The sequence below is a fragment of the Streptomyces sp. NPDC012935 genome, from assembly GCF_042900345.1.
Classification (GTDB): Bacteria; Actinomycetota; Actinomycetes; order Streptomycetales; family Streptomycetaceae; genus Streptomyces.
Genome location: NZ_JBIBBC010000011.1, coordinates 37,377 through 57,148, shown reverse-complemented (window position 1 = coordinate 57,148; position 19,772 = coordinate 37,377). Strand labels below are relative to the sequence as shown.

The following is a 19,772-nucleotide window of genomic DNA, read 5'->3' as shown; positions in this document are numbered from 1 at the left end:
CAAGGCATGCGAAGCTCATGGGCGCCTGTGGGCAGGGGGTCTCAGTGCCAGGGCAGCTGCCCGCGCCGCTCCCAGTACGCGCCCGGCTCCTCCGCCAGCGCGGCCAGCTTCTCCAGCTGCCCCTCGTCGAGATCGACGACGGCGGCGTGCAGGTTGGACGCGAGCTGTACGGCCGTCGCGGCACCGGAGAGGACCACGCCGGCCCAGGGCCGGCGCAGGATCAGCGCGAGAGCGACGGCGTCACACCCGAGGGACGTCTCCTCTGCCACGGCCTTGAGCGCGTCGGGCGCATACGGGTCCGCGAGCCGCCCGTTGGCCATGCCCTCCTTGACGATCACCGTGAGCCCGGCGTCGTGGGCCTCGGCGAGTGCGGGCTCGGCCGAGGTCTCCAGGGCGTTGTACGTCGACTGGACGGTACGGAAGAGAGGCTCGCCGTCGACCGTCACGGCGAGGGCGGCGCGGATCGCCTCGGCCTGGGCGGGGCCGCTGGTGGAGAAGCCGACGGTGAGGCCCTGGGCGGCCGCTTCGGCAAGCCTGGCGTGCAGGTCCTTGTCGGTGAGAGCGGGGCTGTCCGGGGTCACCGAGTGGATCTGGTAGAGGTCGAGCCGGTCGCCGAGCAGGGCGTCGGTCTCGGCGCGCTGACGTTCGTACGCCTGAAGGCTGTGGTCCTTGACCTCGTGCTTCTCGGCGTCGGTGGTCCAGTCGGCGGTGTACGTGTAGCCCCATTTGCTGCCCACGACGATGTCGTCGAATGCGGGACGGGCCTTCAGCCAGTCGGCCAGGAACTCCTCGGAACGGCCGTAGGAGCGGGCCGCGTCGAAGTAGCGGACGCCCTGGGCGTAGGCGGCGTCGAGGAGTTCGTGGGTGCGGGTGCGAAGCGCTTCGGCGCTCCGGTCCTCTCCGAGGTCCTCGTCCCGGCCGAGGTTGATGTAGCCGGGGCGGCCGACGGCGGCGAGGCCCAGTCCGATGTGGCAGGTGGGGGTTGTTGCTGTGGCCAGTCGGGCGAAGGGCATCGCGGGCTCCGTTCGGTCGGGTCCGGTACGGCTCCCGAACAACGTAACCCGCGATGGCGCTGCGCTTGCTGAACGGGGCGCCCAGGAGCTCGGGTGGTGCGGCCCTCGTCGTGGCTTGGCGTGCCCGCGCGGCTGAGCCGCACATCGATACGGCCCCGCGCACCTTCAGGGGGGTTCCTCTACCGCTTGGCCGTCGCCCACTCGTGCTGGGCCGCCACGTCCTGCTTCACCTCGGCCAGCTGGATCGCCACCGCGCTCGGGGCGGTACCCCCACGGCCGTTCCTGGAAGCCAGAGCACCCGGCACGTTCAGCACCGAGCGCACCTCCGGTGTGAGGTGGGCGGAGATCTTCGCGAACTGGTCGTCCGTCAGGTCGGCCAGTTCCTTGCCCTCGGCCTCCGCGACCTTGACGCACTCGCCCGCGACCTCGTGGGCGACGCGGAAGGGAACGCCCTGCTTGACCAGCCACTCGGCGATGTCGGTGGCGAGGGAGAAGCCGGCCGGGGCCAGTTCCTCCATGCGCTCGCGGTTGACGGTGAGGGTGGCCATCATGCCGGTGAAGGCGGGGAGCAGGACCTCCAGCTGGTCGCAGGAGTCGAAGACGGGCTCCTTGTCCTCCTGGAGGTCGCGGTTGTAGGCGAGGGGCAGGGCCTTGAGCGTGGCCAGCAGACCCGTCAGGTTGCCGATCAGGCGGCCGCTCTTGCCGCGCGCCAGCTCCGCGATGTCCGGGTTCTTCTTCTGGGGCATGATCGACGAGCCCGTGGAGAACGCGTCGTGCAGGGTCACGAAGGAGAACTCCTTCGTGTTCCAGATGATGATCTCCTCGGCGATCCGGGACAGGTTCACGCCGATCATCGCGGTGATGAAGGCGAACTCGGCGACGAAGTCACGGGAGGCCGTGCCGTCGATCGAGTTGGCGGCGGACCCGTGCTCGAAGCCGAGGTCCTTCGCCACGGCCTCCGGGTCCAGGCCGAGGGACGAGCCCGCGAGGGCGCCCGAGCCGTACGGCGAGACCGCCGTCCGCTCGTCCCACTGGCGCAGCCGTTCGGCATCCCGGGACAGGGACTGGACGTGGGCCAGCACATGGTGGGCGAAGAGCACCGGCTGAGCGTGCTGGAGGTGGGTGCGGCCGGGCATCGCCACGTCCGCGTGGGCCTCGGCGAGGCCGATCAGGGCGTCCTGGAGATCGGCGATCAGGCCGCCGACGATGCGGGCGTGGTCGCGCAGGTACATCCGGAACAGCGTCGCCACCTGGTCGTTCCTCGACCGGCCCGCGCGCAGCTTGCCGCCGAGGTCCGGACCGAGGCGCTCCAGCAGGCCGCGCTCCAGGGCGGTGTGGACGTCCTCGTCGGCGATCGTGCCCACGAAGGAGCCGTCGGCGACGTCCGCCTCGAGCTGGTCCAGCCCGGCGGTCATCCGGGTCAGCTCGTCCTGCGTGAGCAGCCCCGCCTTGTGCAGCACGCGCGCGTGGGCACGCGAACCGGCGATGTCGTACGGCGCCAGCCGCCAGTCGAAGTGGACGGATGCGGACAGCTTGGCCAGCGCCTCGGCGGGACCGTCGGCGAAACGGCCGCCCCAGAGCCGGACGTCACCGCTGTTGCTGCTCACTTGCGTTGCTCCTAGGAAGGGTCGGTCGGCGTTGCGCCGGGTCGACGTCAGGCTATGCCCGCGACGGACGCTGAGCGGTACTGCTCGACGACAGGCTGTTGCATGAGTATGCAGAGCTCTGCATGATTCGTCAATCTCGGTCGGCGTGAGCGGGAATTTCGGTCTCCCTTTGAACGCGGGAAACCGCTTACCCGTACCTCTCGCCGAACGCAGGCGCCGCGTTTGTAAAGAAGTCCGCGAAGAAGACACTCCCGAACCCGAGTGAGGCATCCGTATGTCCAGGGCTCTTCCGAAGTACAACAAGCGTCGCGTCACGTTCGTCGGCGGCGCCGCCGCGGTGGCGCTGTCCGGCACGGTGATCGCCGGTTTCGCCCTGGCCGGGGAGACGACATCGTCCTCGACGAGCGCCGGCACGAACGCCCGGACACTGGCCGGCCCCGGCACCATCTCGTGCCCGGACGTGACCGGCGAGCTGCCCGCGGTCCCCGCGTCCGCGCAGGCCGAGGTCGACCGCAACCTCGCCCAGCTCCAGACCCAGATCCAGGAAGCCAACCAGCGCCTCGCCGACACCGTCGGCCAGGGCGGCCCCAACTTCGTCCAGAACGCCATCCTCGGCCCCCTCGAGGACAAGCGCGTCGCCGCCCTCAACCGCATCGAAACCTCCATCGGCCGCGCCGCCGCAAAGCCGGAAGGACTGGAGGCGTTCGCCGCCTGCACGCTCAACGCCGAAGGCGGTGCGGGCGGGGGCGAGGAGGCCGACGCCGGTGCGGAGGCGGACGCGGGCGCGGAGGCCGGGGCGGGCGCGGAGGCCGGCGCCGGCGGGGAGGCCGGGGCCACCCCGGGCGGTGCCGCCACGGAGGAGGCCGGCGGTGCTGCGGGCGAGGAGGCCGGTGACGCCGCGGGCGAGGCGGGGAACGCCGGTGTCGGCACGATCAGCTGCCCGGACGTGACCGGTGAGCTCCCCGCGGTCCCCGCGTCCGCGCAGGCCGAGGTCGACCGCAACCTCGCCCAGCTCCAGACCCAGATCCAGGAAGCCAACCAGCGCCTCGCCGACACCGTCGGCCAGGGCGGCCCCAACTTCGTCCAGAACGCCATCCTCGGCCCCCTGGAGGACAAGCGCGTCGCCGCCCTCAACCGCATCGAAACCTCCATCGGCCGCGCCGCCGCAAAGCCGGAAGGACTGGAGGCATTCGCCGCCTGCACGCTCACCCAGTGACGTGACAGGCAGCCATGGCCGCCCCGTTGGCACGCCGGCCGGGGCGGCCGTGGTGACTCCAAGAGGACCACGCAATTCCTTAGACAGGCGAACGATCCGCGTCCATACTCGGTTGACGTGGGAAAAACTTACGAACGCATAGACGGCAGGCTGCGGACCTTCATCGAGGAGCAGCCCCTCTTCTTCACCGCGACCGCTCCCCTGTCCGGCGATGGCACGGTCAACCTCTCCCCCAAGGGCCTCAAGGGTTCCTTCGCGATCCTCGACGAACTGACCGTCGCCTACCTCGACTTCGCCGGCTCCAACGCCGAGACCGTGGCGCATCTGCGGGAGAACGGCCGGATCACCCTGATGTGGTGCGCCTTCCAGGGCCCGCCGAACATCGTCCGCGTCCACGGCCGCGGTGAGGCCGTCTTCCGCGACGACCCGCGGTTCAAGGAGCTGCTCGGGCGCTTCCCCGACATCGACCCGTCCCTGCACGGGCTGCGCGCGATCATCGTGGTCCGGGCCGACGTCATCCGCGACTCCTGCGGGTACGCGGTGCCCCTGATGACGTACGACGAGGACCGCGACCTGCACGGCAAGCGGTTCGCGCGCGAGGACGACGACTCGCTGAGCGCGTACTTCAGCAGGAAGGAGTACATCGCGACCAGCCTGGATGGCCTACCCGGGCTGCCGCTGCCGCTCCCGCCCTCTAGCGTCTGAGCCATGCGCCCCGGTGTCGTAGCCCTCGCGTCCGCGTCCCTCCTCGTGCTCGGTGCCGCACCCGGCGCCGGAACGCCCGAGCCGCTGCCCGCACGCATGGCCGACACCGGGGGCGGCACCCAGCTGATCACCGCCGTCGCGCCGGGGAAGGGCTCGACGTCGGGCACGGTCACCTGGTGGGACCGGGTGGGCGGAAAGTGGGTGAAGGCCGGTTCGGCCTCGGCCCGTTTCGGGGCGAAGGGGCTTGTCGAGGGGACCCGGCGCAAGCAGGGCACGAACACGACACCGACCGGGCTGTACGGGCTGCCGTACGCCTTCGGCATCAAGGCGGCGCCGCGCGGCACGGCGTACAAGTACCGGCGTGTGCACCAGGGCTCCTGGTGGTGCCAGGACACCGACTCCCGCGCCTACAACCGCTGGAGCGAGCCGCTGGCCCGCGACTGCCGTGCCGCCGAGTCCGAGCACCTGGTCTCCTACGGCGCGCTGTACGCCCACGCGCTCGTCATCGCCTTCAACTACGAGCGCCCCGTGAAGGGCCGCGGCGCCGGAATCTTCCTCCATGTGAGGGGGCGTACGGCGACGGCCGGTTGTGTGTCGGTGTCCGAGGCGGCGATGAAGCGGATCCTCAAGTGGGCCGACCCGGGACGGAGGCCGCACATCGCGATCGGGACCGAGCGCGGGGCGACTTCCATCACTCGGTACTGAGGGCTGCGACAGGGCAAGCCGTTTCGCCGCCGCCGGCAGCGGGGCGATGCCATCATGTTCTCCTGCTGGTGGGAGGGGAACGGGGAACATGGAGCAGGCTCGCAAGGCCCTGCTGGTCGGAGTCGGACAGGTGCCCGCGGCCGCAGAACAGCTGGAGCCACTTGACGAGGCCGTCACCGCGGATCTCCGGCTTCTCAGCTCGGCGCTGGATGCGTCAGGGTACGAGGTACGGACGCTGCACAACGCAGGTCTGAGCCAGATGCGATCGATGATCTACGAAGTGGCCCGGGACATTCCGGAGGGCGGAGTCCTCCTGCTCTACTTCACCGGCCACGGCCTGCGCGTCGGCCGCACCGACTACCTCGTCCCGGCCGACACCGTTCCCCCGGCAGACGGGAACTGGCAGGAGCCGTACCTGGACTCGCTCCTCCCGGCCAACATCAGTCCGCTGCTCAAGGACTGCGCTGCCGACACCGTGCTGTGGTTGATCGACGCATGCCGCTCGAACCTTCCGAGCAGCGGAGGGCCGTTCGGAAACGGTGTCGACAGCGGCCCGCCGAACAGCGGCTTCGCCGTGCTGACCGGATGCTCAGCCGGCGAACGCAGCGGATACACGGGGGAAGGCAGCTTCTTCACCCGCGGACTGGCACACGCCCTTGGGCCGATGACCCCCGCCCGCACCGTCGAGGAAGTGTTCGCCGCGGCATGCGGCAGAACCAGGGAGGCGGCACTCAGGCACGGGCTCACCCAGACACCCCGGGTGCGGTACGGCACCCATGGCGAGGCCAGGACCAGGGAAATGGAGATCTGCGGCGGGCGCCCCCTGCTGGAGGCCTGGCAGGAAGCCGTCGAGGACACACCCCTGTGGGGGTATGTCGCCGCTGGGGACATAGCTCACGTGCCTGCCTTCAAGGAGGCGCTGCGCGCGTTCGTGGAGCAGTGCGCGCGCACCGTTCATCTCGCCCACCAGCGCTTACCCCACGCCGATCCCTGGGCTGACGACACCTTCCCCGTCAGAGTGCTGTGCGACCGCCTGCCGCTGCTGCTTCCCAAGGACGCCTCGCTCTCGGCCCTCGAGGCCGTCACCCTCATCGCAGCCCCTCTGCTGCGGGAGGTCGCCTGGGCCGAACGCCTGAGCCATGCCTCGGAGATCGATCCGTACTCCCCGGAACGACGTCCGGACCCGCAGGCCCACCGCCGCCACTACGAGCAGATCGCCGAACAGCACCACCGCATCGCGCGCAAGGTGTCCGACTGCCGAAGTCGCGGCCGTACGGAGGACATGGCCGCGGTCGCCATGTGGCTCGTCCATCGCTGGATCGCGGACCGCTGCGAGACGGACGACGAGGCCGTTCCGATCCGTCCGAGCGAGGCGCTGGCCACCGGACTGGGCGTGACGGACGGCAGAGTTCACGAACTCTCAGAAATGCTGCGGGCGGCCGCGTCGGGGATGGGCCTGGACGAACAGGTCGACGAAACCTGGAGCCGACCCCGCAAGGTACTGCTCCCCGGAGGCCACCAGTCGTTGCGTCTACGCCCTTTGGTGGCACTGCTCCAGCTCGCCGCGATGCTGGCCCTGGACGTCCGCAGGCTTCCGGTTGTGGTGGCCGAGCACTTGGCCGTCACGGACCCGGTGCTGCCCCAGCAAGTCGTCGCACTCGCCCACGGGTTGAGCTGGCACCGAGACGGCGATGCCCTGCACCTCGACGCACCGTCGCCGCACCAGGCGGTACACGCCGTCCTCGCGGAAGTCGCGGGGGAGGCGGACGAACTCGTCGCTCGGACCCTGGAACTGGCTCACGATCTACGGGAGTCGGAGGCCGAGCTACTGGGGGCACTTCCCCTGCGCGTCACCGACCGCGATCTTCGCCCGCAACGTGTAGGCAACCAGGACGCATATGAGGTTCCACTCCTCCGCTTTCACCTGGCACAGACCGAGGTGCGCGAACTCCTCATGGGTGAGCAGCTCTACGGCGGCGAGCCCGAGCTGGCACTGCGAGAGATGTACCAGAACGCCATGGACGCGTGCCGATACCGGGCCATGCGCTGGGCCTACCTGAGCAGCAGCTGCGCTCGACCGGCCGACTGGTCAGGCCGGATCGTGTTCACCCAGGGGCGCGACGAGCGCGGCCTGTACGTGGAATGCCGGGACAACGGCGTGGGTATGAGCCGGGAGCAGCTCAAGCAGACCTTCACCCGCGCCGGCAGCCGTTTCGAGCGGTCGAAGTCGTTCCGCAAGGAGCAGTCCCGGTGGCTGCGCCACGACCCTGCGCTACGTCTGTACCCCAACAGCCGATTCGGCATCGGTGTGTTCAGCTACTTCATGCTCGCCGAAGAGATGACGGTCGTGACCCGTCAGGTCAGTCCCGACGGCATTCCGGCGGAACACGCTCTGCGCGTCGACATTCCCAGCAGTGGGAGCCTCTTGCGCATCCAGCGTCACGACGGATCCGACGACGGCCTCGCGGAGGGCGGCACGCGGGTGAGGCTGTACCTCCGCGACAGCCTGGCGGCCCTCTCCTGTGTCTCCGTGCTGCGGAACCTGGTCAGAGTGAGCGAGTTCGCCCTGGAGGCGCGCGAGCACACCGGGCTTGGACATGTGTGGGACGCCGGGGTTCTACAGCCCTTGCCCGGCGCCGACGCGGTCGAGTCGCTCGAGGCCGTGCCGGGAGCGCTGTGGTGGGTCACCGGGCGGGGTGCGGTCCTGTGCGACGGCGTGATGACGGACCAGGATCCCTTCGGCTACGTGGTGAACCTGACCGGCCCCCATGCCGGAAGTCTGAGCGTCAATCGTAAGGAGCTCCAGGACTTCGATGCGGAGTGGGTGGCCGACCTGTGGCGCCGGGGCGCGCAGAAACTTCGGAGCTGGCCGAACCTGTCACTGTCTTGGCTGGGCCGTCTGGACGACGTGAGCCGATCCGCCGCCCGTGTACTCGCCGAGGTATGGCGGGGCAAGGGGGTGTCGGCGCGGGGGTGGGACGACGAATCCATGTCACTCGACACCGTGGGCTGGTTCCACCTTGATCGTGGATTGCTGGAAACCAGCTTCCTCTCAGGTGACCAGGTCAGATACGCCCCGTGGCGCGCCGCTGTCCTGGACAGGGTCCTGGGCGCCAGTACGGCTCCTCCGCTGGACCTGGCCGGGCACGCGGTACCGATGCCCGGCGACGCGGAGCTCCTGCGCAGGAATCCACGCCCTTGGACCGAAGTTGTCGCATATGCGGCAGAGCAGGACTTGACGCCGGCGGATGTGCAGCGCAGACGGAGGCGCCTGCGTATCGTGCATTGGATCTTCGGACCACTTCCCACGTCCGGACCCGTGGTCGAACAAGTGCCGGATGATCTGGACAGGTCCTTGGCGGAGAGTCTGGGCAATGTCGGCGCGGCGATGGTGGTTGACGGTGACGGCTCCCGACACTGGGGCGGCCTGATCCTCGCGTCCGTGCAACACGCCCTGCCGCTGGGCACGCTGGTCAGGCGCCTGCACCTGCTAGCCCCGTTGCTCCCCGCCCGCCCACCGGAGATACCACCACATCACGAGAATCGCGTCTGCACGCAGGAAGACGTGGACAGCATGTTTCTTCGTGATTCCTCCCGCATCGCGCGCGGCGCCTCCGTCCATTGGCTCCTCGCCGATGAGCCGGCGTACCTGGACGAGATTCACCGGAAGACCGGAAAGGATCCGACAGAACTCCTGCGCCGTCTGGCCGAATTCTCCTGGCTCGGGTGGACCCCACCCTCACCTGATGAAGTCGCTGCCTGGACTGACCTCACCGATGAGCTTCACGACGTGGTCTCGCTGTTCACGTCGCAGGGCCCTGACGACAGCCGAACGCTTCGCTGGGCAGCGACCCTGGACTACGCGGACACACTGGAGGTCGGGCTGAAGGCGGCCGAACAGCAACTCGCCACGGTTGCCGATCGTCTGGGGCTGACGTACCAGCGGCGCTATACCGACGACTGCGCGGTCGGTCGCTTCGTCCCGTCCCCCGATGCGGCGCACCTGGTGCGCAACCTCGTGGAATGGGGTGGGCATCTCGAACACGGAGTTGATCTGGCGGACCTGGCTCTGGCGTACAAGGGCTGGTCGGAGGAGTTCAGCCTCGAGAGGGCGGTCGACGACCTGAGAGAAGCCGGCGTCACGGTCCCTGATCACGTTGCGATCATCGTGGAATGGGACGACCTGAGCCTGCGCGACCGCTACATCCTGTCAGGCAAGGAAGCGTCCATGGACGAGGAGGACTACCCGGCGGCAGACATCACTTCGGCCATGCTCCTCGATTCCGCGGGACGGCTCAATGAATCGCTCCGCGATGTGTGGGCCGTGGCCACGAAACATGCCGAGCGCTTTGGACTCACGGTGCCTCCGCTCCCGGACGACCTCGCCGATTTCCGGCCGTCCGACGGTCTGACCAGAGCCCTCATCCGGCATCCCGACGACGGTCGCGGGAGCCTCAAAGCCGGACAGTGGCGCCGTCTCACACCGCTGCGGCTGGCCTCGTACGCCCGTCAGCTCGCCGTCGACGCGGCAACCGCTTACGAACGCCTGTGGGCCTTGCGCCCCCTCGGCGCCCCCTTGCCCGAGCTCACCACCGAGGCGCTGGACACGCTGAGACATTGCGTGCCGGACCCGTACGACCTGGTCGCCCTCGACGATGAACACCGGCTCACGCCACCGGAAGCCCCGTACGAGGCACTGGACGTGGTCAGCATCGCCGGCCGCCTGGGCGAGCCCCTGCCTCGCACGGTCCAGCGCATCTCCCCCTATCTCCCCCTGTGCCCAGGCGCTGATGACCTGCCGCTCGTGCCTGACGTCATCCCGTTCTGGCAAGACCTGGCCCTGCTCAGTCAGAACCTCGACGGCATGCTGCCCGCCCTCACGGGACGCGTCACGCGGCGGCACATCGCACTCGCGGCGGACGCCACGGACGAGAGCGAGGTATGGATCCTGGACCGACTGCGGTTGTACGCCCCGATGTTCGGACTGGTTGTCGACGAGGACGAGAGTGATGGCTGAACCACCGTGCCGCTCCCATGACTTCAGCGCGGGATACGCGGAGACGTACCTGGGGGTGACGACCGCCGTGTTCGCGCGCCGCGCCGCCGCCGACAGGCAGAGCGTCCTGGTCGAGGGCGTCTGTCCGCGCTGCCACGGCGATACCGCGACGGAGTACCGGCACGGGGTCCCCGGCACCGGCACGAAGGGCGTCCTGGACCGGCTGCGGCAAGCGCGGCGGCCGTCGCCTCAGGACGAGGACGCGGTCCTCCTCGCGGAGGTGCACTTCTGCGAGTGCGGCCACCCCCATCCCGATCTGCCCGCGGACGCTCCGTGGGTGGGCTGCGGGGCGAGTTGGCGAGTGGCGGCGCTGACGACGGTGGACCAGGCGTGAGCAGGCAGTCGGACAGACGCTGGGCCCAGCTCGCGCGCGAGCTGGAGTTCACCCAGCTCCCCGAGCTCAGGCGGCAGGCAGAGGGGTGGCGTACAGGCCTCACCGGCCTCACCGCGCTCCTCGCGGCTCTCGTCACGCTCAAGGGACGGGACGACCTGTCCCAGCTCCCGGACTCTGCCCGACATGGCGCAACCGCCCTGATCGGTCTTGCCTTCCTGCTCCTCGTTGTGGGCTCAGTGCTGGCCGTACGCGCCGCTCACGGCAGCCCCGGCGAGCGGGTTCTTCTGGCCGGTCAGGCCCTGCGCGAATGGACCCAACGGGAGATCGCGAGGGTCGACAGGTCGCTGCGCCATGCCGCGTTGTGCTGTGTGATGGGCGTGACCATGGTCGCCGCCGCCGTAGTCGTGGCATGGACGACCACCCAGGCCTCGCCGGACCATCTTGTGATAATCAGGACGACGAGCGGCGAGCGCTGCGGCGAATTCATCGCCTCTGGACCGGATGGGGTGACCCTCAAAACGGAGGGCGACAATCAGGTGATGCTGCCCGCGCGCACGGTGACGTCAGTGATTCCGGTGCCCGCGTGTAAGTAGTCGGATGGCCACGCGAGCACCCTGGGCGGGCAGGGTGGCTGCTGCCGGCCAATGCGTTCGCTCCTGACTCCGCGCCCGACTGAACACTCGAGCGTCACGGCACGTACCTCTGGGCCAAGGGACCACGCCCACCCCTTGCTCCCGTCCCCGGAGGAACCGTGACCACCACGCTCGCAGGCGGCCGTGCCGCTCGCCGCCAGACGATGCGCCGCATCCGCCCGCGCCGCTCCCCGGCCGTCCCGCTGGTGATCGCCCTATGGGCGGGCGCGGCGGCGGTGCTGTGGCTGTGGTGGGACAACACGCCGTCCCTCGCGGACAACACAGCCAAGATCATCGCCGCGGGCCGGATCACCGGCCTGCTCGCCGGCTACCTGATGGCGCTCGTGGTGCTCCAGATGGCCCGGGTGCCCGCGCTGGAGCGACGGGTGGGCTCGGACCGGGTCGCGCGCTGGCATGCGATGAGCGGGCGGTACACCATCTGCCTGGTCATCGCGCACGTCTTCCTCATCATGTGGGGTTACGCGCTCCAGGCCGGCAAGACGCTCGGCGATGTCGTCCAGCAGACGATCGACTCGGTCAACACGCTGCCGGACATGGGCAAGGCGGCGATCGGCACAGGGCTGCTGTTCTTCATCGCGTTCATCTCGATCGGGGGCATCCGCCGCCGCATCCCGTACGACACCTGGTACCACGTGCACCTGCTGACGTACGCGGCGGTGTACCTGACGTTCTGGCACCAGATCTCCACCGGCAACGAGTTCGCCGTCGAGCCCGCCGCGAAGACCTTCTGGTACGGGCTGTACGGCGTGGTCACCGCGCTGGTGGTCTGGTACCGGATCCTCACGCCGATCCGCCTCAACCTGCGGCACCGGATGTATGTCGAGGCGGTCATCGAGGAGACGCCGGGCATCGTGTCCGTGCTGATCGGCGGGCGCAAGCTGCACCGCATCGGCGCGGAGGCCGGGCAGTTCTTCCGGTGGCGGTTCAAGGCGCCGGGCATGCGGTTCAGCTCCCACCCGTACTCGCTGTCGGCGGCGCCCCGCCCCGACATGCTGCGGATCACGGTCAAGGCGATCGGCGACCACACGTCGCGGCTGCGTGACCTGAAGCCCGGCACCAAGGTGTGGGCCGAGGGGCCGTACGGCGCGCTGACCGCCCAGCGGCGCAGCCGCGGCAAGGTGCTGCTGGTCGCCGGCGGGGTCGGCATCACCCCGATGCGGGCCCTGTTCGAGACGCTGCCGGGCGCGTCCGGCGACATCACCCTGCTCTACCGGGCCAACAGCACCCAGGACCTGGCGCTGTGGGACGAGCTCTCCAAGATCGCCGACGAGCGCGGCGCCCGGCTGATGTACGCGGTCAACAGCCCGGACGGGGAGCGGCCCGACATCTCGGCGGAGCGGTTGCAGCAGAAGCTGCCCGACATCGACAAGCACGACGTGTTCATGTGCGGGCCGGCCGGCTTCGCGCAATCCGTCTACGAAGCACTACGCGGCGCGGGTGTGCCCGCCCGCCGCATCCATCACGAGTCGTTCGAGATGTGAGCGACGGGACTTCCAACTTCAGGAGCTGTAGGAGCGATGAGGAAGAGTCACCCGATCCGCCGCGTTGTGCTGGCAGGCGCCGCCACCGTGTCCGGGATCGTGCTGCTGCTGTCGCTGAAGCCGGCGACCGACCCGGGCGCCGCGCAGGCGGCGGGCGTCGGCGCACCGCCGGCGGCCTCGGCCCAGGGCGGCGCCCAGGCGGCGTCCGGCACGGTCACCGGTGACGCGGCGCAGACCCAGTACGGGGCCGTGCAGGTACGGCTGACCGTGGCCAACGGAAAGATCACCAAGGCCGAGGCCGTCCAGGCACCCAAGGGCGGCCAGAGCGACCAGATCACCGCGAACGCCGTACCCAAGCTGAACCAGGCGGTGGTCACGGCGCAGAGCGCGAACGTCGACGCCGTGTCCGGGGCGACGTACACCAGCAACGGCTACAAGAAGTCCGTGCAGTCGGCGATCGACAAGGCGAACGCGAGCGCCGGCTCCCAGGGTTCGGGCGGCTCCGCGCAGGCCGCCACCGTCACCGGCGACGCCGTCCAGACCCAGTACGGCGCGGTCCAGGTCCGTGTCACCGTCGCCGGCGGAAAGATCACCAAGGCCGAGGCCGTCCAGGCACCCAAGGGGGGCCAGAGCGACCAGGTCACCGCGAACGCCGTACCCAAACTCAACCAAGCCGCCGTAGCCACCGGCACCGCCGACATCGACGCCGTCTCCGGAGCCACCTACACCAGCAACGGCTACAAGGAATCCCTCCAGTCCGCACTGGACAAGGCGCAGGCGAGCTCCGGCTCGTCGCAGGGCTCCGGCTCCGAGGGTTCGGGCGGCGGCGCCGCTCAGGCCCGCACGGTCACCGGCAGCGTCTCCCAGACCCAGTACGGCGCGGTCCAGGTCCGTGTCACCGTCGCCGGGGGAAAGATCACCAAGGCCGAGGCCGTCCAGGCACCCAAGGGGGGCCAGAGCGACCAGATCACCGCCAACGCCGTACCCAAACTCAACCAAGCCGCCGTAGCCACCGGCACCGCCGACATCGACGCCGTCTCCGGAGCCACCTACACCAGCAACGGCTACAAGGAATCCCTCCAGTCCGCACTGGATCAGGCCGGTGGCTGACACGGTGGTGGAACCGACACAAGCTCCCGCCGCGGTGCGTCATGCGGAGGAGGTCATGGGGACGGTCTTCTCCTTCGACGTCCGCGGCGGGGACCCCGGTGCCGTGCAGGCGGCGCTGGGAGAGGCGGTCGCCGGCCTGCACCGGGTCGACGAGGTGTTCAGCACCTACCGCGACGACAGCCAGATCTCCCGGCTGGCGCGCGGTGAGCTGACCGTCGAGGAGTGCGATCCGGAGGTCGCCGAGGTGCTGGAGCTGGGCGCCGAGGCGGAGCGGCTCAGCGAGGGCTGGTTCAGCACGAGGTACGAGGGCCGCCTCGACCCGACCGGCATCGTCAAGGGCTGGTCCGCCGAACGCGCGGCCCGCCGCCTCGCGGACGTCCCCGGCGTGACCGGCGTCAGCCTCAACGGCGGCGGCGACGTCCAGCTGTTGGGCGTGCCGGGCCCCCAGCGCCCCTGGCGGGTGGGCGTCTCCGACCCTCTGCGCCCCGGGGGCCTGGCAGCAGTCATCTCCGCCGCCGGCGTGTCCGAACTTGCCGTGGCCACATCCGGCACGGCAGAACGGGGCGATCACATCGTCGACCCCGGCACGGGCCGCTCAGCCGTGACGGACCTGGTGGCGGTGACGGTGGTGGCACCGAGCCTGACCTGGGCGGACTGCTGGGCTACGGCGGCTTTCGCGATGGGTTCGCGGCAGGGGCTGCGCTGGCTGGAGTCCTTGCCGGACGTGGAGGCACTCCTGATCACGGCAGGCGACGAGGTCCGGTGCACAGACGGCCTCGCATCCCGACTGGGCTGAGTGCAACGCCCTCAAGGGGCGACGGGAACTGCGCGACAAACGACGTACCACGCGCCGCCGAGGCACAACCACAGCCCCTACGGCGATCAGTGCCCGTTCTGAGCCAACCGCAGCAGATGATCGGCCAGGGCCTGACCCCCCGTAGGGTTCCGGCTGATCAGCAGCAACGTATCGTCACCGGCGATCGTCCCCAGGATGTCCTGCAGCTCGGCCTGATCGATGGCCGAGGCCAGAAACTGCGCGGCCCCCGGAGGGGTGCGCAGGACCACGAGATTCGCCGAGGCCTCCGCGGAGATGAGCAGCTCCTGCGACAACCGCCGCATCCGCTCCTCCTTCGCCGACTCCCCGAGCGGCGCCCGAGGAGTGCGAAAACCCCCCTCGCTCGGCACCGCGTAGATCAGGTCACCGTCGTTGTTGCGGATCTTCACCGCGTTGAGCTCGTCCAGATCCCGGGAGAGCGTCGCCTGGGTGACGCTCAGCCCGTCGTCCGACAGCAGCTTCGCCAGCTGACTCTGCGAGCGCACGGGCTGCCGGTTGAGGATGTCCACGATCCGGCGGTGGCGTGCGGTGCGGGTCTGCGGCACGGCAGGCCCGACGGCCCCGTTCGCCTCGTTGTGCCCGTGCTCCTGCGCCTGACTCATCGTCGTCTCATTCTCCGGATCCGTCCCCGTTGGCCTGGTCCAGGATGCCGGGAAGGGCCTGAAGAAGCGCCTCCACTTCGTCGTCACCGAGGTTCAGCGGCGGCATGAGCCGTACGACATCGGGGGCGGGCGCGTTCACCAGGAAACCGGCGTCCTGAGCCACCTGCTGCACCTTGGCGGCGTGCGGCTCGGTGAGCACGATACCCAGGAGCAGTCCCGCGCCCCGGACATAACCGATCAACGGGTGGCCCAGCGCCTCGATCCCGTCCCGCAACTTCTCGCTCTGCCGCTTGACGTTCTCCAGCAACCCCTCGTTCGCGATGGTGTCCAGCACGGCCAGGCCCGCGGCACACGCGACCGGGTTCCCGCCGAAGGTCGTCCCGTGCTGGCCGGGCTGCAGCAGCTCCGCGGCCCGCCCGAAGGCGACCGTCGCGCCCAGCGGCAGCCCGCCGCCGAGCTGCTTGGCGAGCGTGACCACGTCGGGCAGCACGCCCTCGTGGGCCTGGTACGCGAACCAGTGCCCCGACCGGCCGACGCCGGTCTGCACCTCGTCCAGCACCAGCAGCGAGCCGGTGGCGGCCGTGATGGCCCGGGCCGCCTTGAGGTAGCCGGCGGGCGGCACGACGACCCCGTTCTCGCCCTGGACCGGCTCGATGATCACAAGCGCGGTCTCCTCGGTGACCGCGGCGGCCAAGGCCTGCGCGTCCCCGTACGGCACGTGCGTGACGTCGCCGGGCAGCGGCAGGAACGGCTCCTGCTTGGCGGGCTGGCCGGTGAGCGCGAGGGCGCCCATGGTCCGGCCGTGGAAGCCGCCGTCGGTGGCGACCATGTGGGTCCGTCCGGTCAGCCGGCCGATCTTGAACGCGGCCTCGTTGGCCTCGGCGCCGGAGTTGCAGAAGAAGACCTTGCCGTCCCGGCCGAAGAGCTGGAGCAGCCGCTCGGCGAGGGCGACGGTCGGCTCGGCCATGAAGAAGTTGGAGATGTGGCCGAGGGAGGCGACCTGCTTGCTCACGGCTTCCACGATCGCGGGGTGGGCGTGGCCGAGCGCGTTGGTGGCGATGCCGCCGACGAAGTCGAGGTACTGCCGGTCCTCGGTGTCCCAGACCTTGAGGCCCGCACCGCGGACGAGGGGCAGCCGCGGGGTGCCGTAGTTGTTCATGAGCGAGCCCTGCCAGCGCTGGGTGAGCTCCTGATTGCCGGTCATTCGGCGTCCCCCTCTTCGGCGTCCGGCACGACCATCGTGCCGATGCCCTCGTCGGTGAAGATCTCCAGCAGGATCGAGTGCTGGACCCGGCCGTCGATGACGCGGGCGGTGGTCACGCCGCCCCGGACCGCGTGCAGGCAGCCCTCCATCTTCGGCACCATGCCGGAGGACAACTCCGGCAGCAGCTTCTCCAGTTGGGAAGCGGTGAGGCGGCTGATCACCTCGTCGGAGTGGGGCCAGTCCTCGTAGAGGCCCTCGACGTCGGTGAGGACCATGAGGGTTTCGGCGCCCAGCGCAGCAGCGAGTGCCGCAGCCGCCGTATCAGCATTGACGTTGTAGACATGTCCGTCGTCCTGGCTCCGGGCGATCGACGAGACGACCGGGATCCGGCCGTCGGCCAGCAGCGCCTCGATCGCGCCCGTGTCGATGTCGGTGATCTCGCCGACCCGGCCGATGTCGACGAGTTCGCCGTCGATCTCGGGCTGGTGCCGGGTGGCGGTGATGGTGTGCGCGTCCTCGCCGGTCAGGCCGACGGCCAGCGGGCCGTGCTGGTTGAGCAGCCCGACCAGTTCCCGCTGGACCTGCCCGGCCAGCACCATCCGTACGACGTCCATGGCGTCCTCGGTGGTGACCCGGAGCCCCGCCTTGAACTCGCTGACGATGCCGTGCTTGTCGAGGGCGGCGCTGATCTGCGGGCCGCCGCCGTGCACGACGACCGGCTTGAGGCCGGCGTGGTGCAGGAAGACGACGTCCTGGGCGAAGGCGGACTTCAGCTCCTCGTCGACCATGGCGTTGCCGCCGAACTTGATGACGACGGTCTTGCCGTTGTGCCGGACCAGCCAGGGCAGCGCCTCGATGAGGATCTGGGCCTTGGGGAGCGCAGTGTGCTTGCGCGCGGGGGAGTTGCTCATGAGGAGTAGGCGCTGTTCTCGTGGACGTAGTCGGCGGTGAGGTCGTTGGTCCAGATGGTGGCGGTCTCGGACCCGGCGGCGAGGTCGGCGACGATGTGCACCTCGCGGTAGCGCATGTCGACCTTCTCGCGGTCCTCGCCGACGCCGCCGTTCTTGCACACCCAGACGCCGTTGATGGCGACGTTGAGCCGGTCCGGCTCGAACGCGGCGGACGTCGTGCCGATCGCCGAGAGGACGCGGCCCCAGTTGGGGTCCTCGCCGTGGAGGGCGCACTTGAGGAGGTTGTTGCGGGCGATGGAGCGGCCCACCTCGACGGCGTCGTCCTCGGTCGCCGCGTTGACGACCTCGATCTTGATGTCCTTGCTGGCGCCCTCGGCGTCCCGGATCAGCTGCTGACCGAGGTCGTCACAGACCTGCCGTACGGCCTCGGCGAACTCCTCGTATGCCGGGGTGACGTCGGCCGCACCGGAGGCGAGCAGCAGCACGGTGTCGTTGGTGGACATGCAGCCGTCGGAGTCGACGCGGTCGAAGGTCGTGCGTGTCGCCGCCCGGAGTGCCTTGTCCAGTACGTCGCTGTCGAGGGCGGCGTCGGTGGTGAGGACGACGAGCATGGTGGCCAGGCCCGGGGCGAGCATGCCGGCGCCCTTGGCCATCCCGCCGACGGTCCAGCCGTCCTTGGTCACGACGGACGTCTTGTGGACGGTGTCGGTGGTCTTGATGGCGATGGCGGCCTTCTCGCCGCCGTGCTCGGAGAGCTGGGCCGCGGCGGTCTCGACGCCCGCGAGCAGCTTGTCCATGGGCAGCAGGACGCCGATCAGACCCGTCGAGCAGACGGCGACATCGATGGCGCCCCGGCCGAGCACCTCGGCGACCTTCTCGGCGGTGGCGTGGGTGTCCTGGAAGCCCTTGGGGCCCGTACAGGCGTTGGCGCCACCGGAGTTGAGGACGACGGCGGACACCGCGCCGGTCTTGAGCACCTGCTCGGACCACAGCACCGGCGCTGCCTTCACGCGGTTGGACGTGAAGACACCGGCGGCGGCACGGCGGGGCCCGGTGTTGACCACGAGGGCCAGGTCCGGGTTGCCGTTCTCCTTGATCCCGGCGGCGATGCCCGCCGCCGTGAATCCCTTTGCGGCCGTGACGCTCACGGTGCGACTCCGATCGTGGAAAGCCCGGTGTTCTCGTGAAACCCGAGGGCGATGTTCATGCTCTGGACGGCGCCACCGGCCGTGCCCTTGGTCAGGTTGTCGATGGCGCTGATCGCGATGATGCGGTTCGCGGCGGCGTCGAATGCGACCTGCACCTGAACGGCGTTCGAACCGTAGACGGACGCCGTGGCGGGCCACTGCCCCTCGGGGAGGAGGTGCACGAAGGGCTCGTCGGCGAGGGCCTTCTCGTAGGCGGCGCGGACGGCCTCACCGGCGACCCCGTCCTTCGCCTTCGCGGTGCACGTGGCAAGGATGCCGCGGGGCATCGGGGCGAGGGTCGGCGTGAAGGAGACGGCCACCCGCTCCCCCGCCGCCGCGCTGAGGTTCTGGATCATCTCGGGGGTGTGCCGATGCCCACCGCCGACGCCGTACGGCGACATGGACCCCATGACCTCGCTGCCCAGCAGATGGGGCTTGAGCGCCTTGCCCGCGCCGGACGTGCCGGAAGCGGCGACGATCACGGCCTCGGGCTCGGCGAGGCCGGCGGCGTACGCCGGGAAGAGGGCGAGCGACACGGCGGTGGGGTAGCAGCCGGGTACCGCGATGCGCTTGGCTCCCTCCAGCGCGGCACGGCCGCCCGGCAGCTCGGGAAGGCCGTACGGCCAGGTGCCGGCGTGCGGGGAGCCGTAGAACGTCTCCCAGTCGCCCGCGTCCTTCAGCCGGAAGTCGGCGCCCATGTCGACGACCAGCACATCCGGGCCGAGCTGCTCGGCGACGGCTGCGGACTGGCCGTGCGGCAACGCGAGGAAGACGACGTCATGCCCGGCGAGGACCTCGGGCGTCGTCTCCTGGAGCACGCGGTCGGCGAGGGGCAGCAGGTGCGGTTGCAGCGCACCGAGCCGCTGGCCCGCGTTCGAGTGACCGGTCAGGGCCCCCGTCTCGACCTCGGGGTGCGCCAGGAGCAGACGCAGCAGTTCCCCGCCCGCGTACCCACTCGCTCCGGCCACTGCCGCACGTACCGCCATGGACTCCTCCTCCTTGATGGCATGACTATACGTTTCCACGCAGGTTTATGCAATCACGCTCTACCGCAATCACGCCCGAGGCGGGCCGGGAAAACCAGCTTTGTTCAGGACATGCCCATGAGCTAGTGTCCCCCGGCAAACATCAGGGATCACGGCAGGTGGGGGGA

General features: G+C 69.9%; 16 protein-coding genes. 9 read left to right on the top strand and 7 right to left on the bottom strand.

The features are described from left to right. Nucleotides 1-41: 41 nt before the first annotated feature. Together ACFY5C_RS25280 and argH are read right to left on the bottom strand one after the other, a co-directional pair. The gene (locus ACFY5C_RS25280) at nt 42-1,013 is read right to left on the bottom strand and encodes an aldo/keto reductase (RefSeq protein WP_389447750.1); all 972 of its coding nucleotides are present in this window, start codon (nt 1,011-1,013) and stop codon (nt 42-44) included. Between the two features lie 179 nt (nt 1,014-1,192). Further along, nucleotides 1,193-2,620, bottom strand: a complete 1,428-nt coding sequence (gene argH / locus ACFY5C_RS25275; protein ID WP_389447748.1) for an argininosuccinate lyase — start codon at nt 2,618-2,620, stop codon at nt 1,193-1,195. 274 nt (nt 2,621-2,894) lie between these two features. On the opposite strand from argH, the gene ACFY5C_RS25270 reads away from it, so the two are divergent. From ACFY5C_RS25270 to ACFY5C_RS25230, 9 genes are all read left to right on the top strand, one after another. Beyond that, nucleotides 2,895-3,836 (top strand): hypothetical protein, encoded by a 942-nt coding sequence (locus ACFY5C_RS25270; protein WP_389447747.1) that lies wholly within the window; start codon nt 2,895-2,897, stop codon nt 3,834-3,836. A 117-nt stretch (nt 3,837-3,953) separates the two neighbouring features. Continuing rightward, nucleotides 3,954-4,541, top strand: a complete 588-nt coding sequence (locus tag ACFY5C_RS25265) for a pyridoxamine 5'-phosphate oxidase family protein (protein ID WP_389447745.1) — start codon at nt 3,954-3,956, stop codon at nt 4,539-4,541. A gap of 3 nt (nt 4,542-4,544) precedes the next feature. Beyond that, nucleotides 4,545-5,246 carry a L,D-transpeptidase gene (locus tag ACFY5C_RS25260; protein ID WP_389447743.1) on the top strand — a complete coding sequence of 234 codons (702 nt, stop codon included), beginning with the start codon at nt 4,545-4,547 and terminating at the stop codon, nt 5,244-5,246. A gap of 88 nt (nt 5,247-5,334) precedes the next feature. After that, the gene (locus ACFY5C_RS25255; RefSeq protein ID WP_389447741.1) at nt 5,335-10,263 is read left to right on the top strand and encodes a caspase family protein; all 4,929 of its coding nucleotides are present in this window, start codon (nt 5,335-5,337) and stop codon (nt 10,261-10,263) included. Then, the gene (locus ACFY5C_RS25250) at nt 10,256-10,636 is read left to right on the top strand and encodes a hypothetical protein (protein WP_389447740.1); all 381 of its coding nucleotides are present in this window, start codon (nt 10,256-10,258) and stop codon (nt 10,634-10,636) included. The genes ACFY5C_RS25255 and ACFY5C_RS25250 overlap by 8 nt, the downstream gene beginning before the upstream one ends. Then, nucleotides 10,633-11,229 (top strand): hypothetical protein, encoded by a 597-nt coding sequence (locus ACFY5C_RS25245; RefSeq protein ID WP_389447739.1) that lies wholly within the window; start codon nt 10,633-10,635, stop codon nt 11,227-11,229. The genes ACFY5C_RS25250 and ACFY5C_RS25245 overlap by 4 nt, the downstream gene beginning before the upstream one ends. Before the next feature lie 158 nt (nt 11,230-11,387). Then, nucleotides 11,388-12,770: a ferredoxin reductase family protein gene (locus ACFY5C_RS25240; protein ID WP_328882818.1), complete on the top strand. Its 1,383-nt coding sequence runs from the start codon at nt 11,388-11,390 to the stop codon at nt 12,768-12,770. 36 nt (nt 12,771-12,806) lie between these two features. Further along, nucleotides 12,807-13,880, top strand: a complete 1,074-nt coding sequence (locus ACFY5C_RS25235) for an FMN-binding protein (protein ID WP_389447737.1) — start codon at nt 12,807-12,809, stop codon at nt 13,878-13,880. 55 nt (nt 13,881-13,935) lie between these two features. Beyond that, entirely contained in the window at nt 13,936-14,676 is a 741-nt protein-coding gene (locus tag ACFY5C_RS25230) for an FAD:protein FMN transferase (protein ID WP_389448056.1), read from the top strand. Between the two features lie 86 nt (nt 14,677-14,762). Here ACFY5C_RS25230 and ACFY5C_RS25225 read toward each other — a convergent pair whose 3' ends face one another. From ACFY5C_RS25225 to argC, 5 genes are read right to left on the bottom strand one after another with little or no spacing between them, the layout of a single operon-like run. Then, nucleotides 14,763-15,317, bottom strand: a complete 555-nt coding sequence (locus ACFY5C_RS25225) for an arginine repressor (protein WP_383240305.1) — start codon at nt 15,315-15,317, stop codon at nt 14,763-14,765. Nucleotides 15,318-15,324: 7 nt separating this feature from the next. Beyond that, the gene (locus ACFY5C_RS25220) at nt 15,325-16,521 is read right to left on the bottom strand and encodes an acetylornithine transaminase (protein WP_389447735.1); all 1,197 of its coding nucleotides are present in this window, start codon (nt 16,519-16,521) and stop codon (nt 15,325-15,327) included. Continuing rightward, nucleotides 16,518-17,432 carry an acetylglutamate kinase gene (gene argB, locus ACFY5C_RS25215; RefSeq protein WP_389447733.1) on the bottom strand — a complete coding sequence of 305 codons (915 nt, stop codon included), beginning with the start codon at nt 17,430-17,432 and terminating at the stop codon, nt 16,518-16,520. The genes ACFY5C_RS25220 and argB overlap by 4 nt, the downstream gene beginning before the upstream one ends. Next, nucleotides 17,429-18,580: a bifunctional glutamate N-acetyltransferase/amino-acid acetyltransferase ArgJ gene (argJ, locus tag ACFY5C_RS25210; protein WP_389447731.1), complete on the bottom strand. Its 1,152-nt coding sequence runs from the start codon at nt 18,578-18,580 to the stop codon at nt 17,429-17,431. The genes argB and argJ overlap by 4 nt, the downstream gene beginning before the upstream one ends. Continuing rightward, a complete protein-coding gene (gene argC / locus ACFY5C_RS25205; protein ID WP_389447729.1) occupies nt 18,577-19,605 on the bottom strand; it encodes an N-acetyl-gamma-glutamyl-phosphate reductase in 1,029 nt (342 codons plus the stop codon). Before argC ends, argJ begins: the two co-directional genes overlap by 4 nt. Nucleotides 19,606-19,772 lie beyond the last annotated feature (167 nt).

Excerpts from the sequence above, each read along its gene's own strand:
- ACFY5C_RS25250 (WP_389447740.1), top strand. The coding sequence starts at position 10,256 with ATGGCTGAACCACCGTGCCGCTCCCATGACTTCAGCGCGGGATACGCG.
- argB (WP_389447733.1), bottom strand. The coding sequence starts at position 17,432 with ATGAGCAACTCCCCCGCGCGCAAGCACACTGCGCTCCCCAAGGCCCAG.
- ACFY5C_RS25230 (WP_389448056.1), top strand. The coding sequence starts at position 13,936 with ATGGGGACGGTCTTCTCCTTCGACGTCCGCGGCGGGGACCCCGGTGCC.
- ACFY5C_RS25225 (WP_383240305.1), bottom strand. The coding sequence starts at position 15,317 with ATGAGTCAGGCGCAGGAGCACGGGCACAACGAGGCGAACGGGGCCGTC.
- ACFY5C_RS25235 (WP_389447737.1), top strand. The coding sequence starts at position 12,807 with ATGAGGAAGAGTCACCCGATCCGCCGCGTTGTGCTGGCAGGCGCCGCC.
- argC (WP_389447729.1), bottom strand. The coding sequence starts at position 19,605 with ATGGCGGTACGTGCGGCAGTGGCCGGAGCGAGTGGGTACGCGGGCGGG.
- ACFY5C_RS25255 (WP_389447741.1), top strand. The coding sequence starts at position 5,335 with ATGGAGCAGGCTCGCAAGGCCCTGCTGGTCGGAGTCGGACAGGTGCCC.
- ACFY5C_RS25260 (WP_389447743.1), top strand. The coding sequence starts at position 4,545 with ATGCGCCCCGGTGTCGTAGCCCTCGCGTCCGCGTCCCTCCTCGTGCTC.
- ACFY5C_RS25280 (WP_389447750.1), bottom strand. The coding sequence starts at position 1,013 with ATGCCCTTCGCCCGACTGGCCACAGCAACAACCCCCACCTGCCACATC.
- ACFY5C_RS25270 (WP_389447747.1), top strand. The coding sequence starts at position 2,895 with ATGTCCAGGGCTCTTCCGAAGTACAACAAGCGTCGCGTCACGTTCGTC.
- ACFY5C_RS25220 (WP_389447735.1), bottom strand. The coding sequence starts at position 16,521 with ATGACCGGCAATCAGGAGCTCACCCAGCGCTGGCAGGGCTCGCTCATG.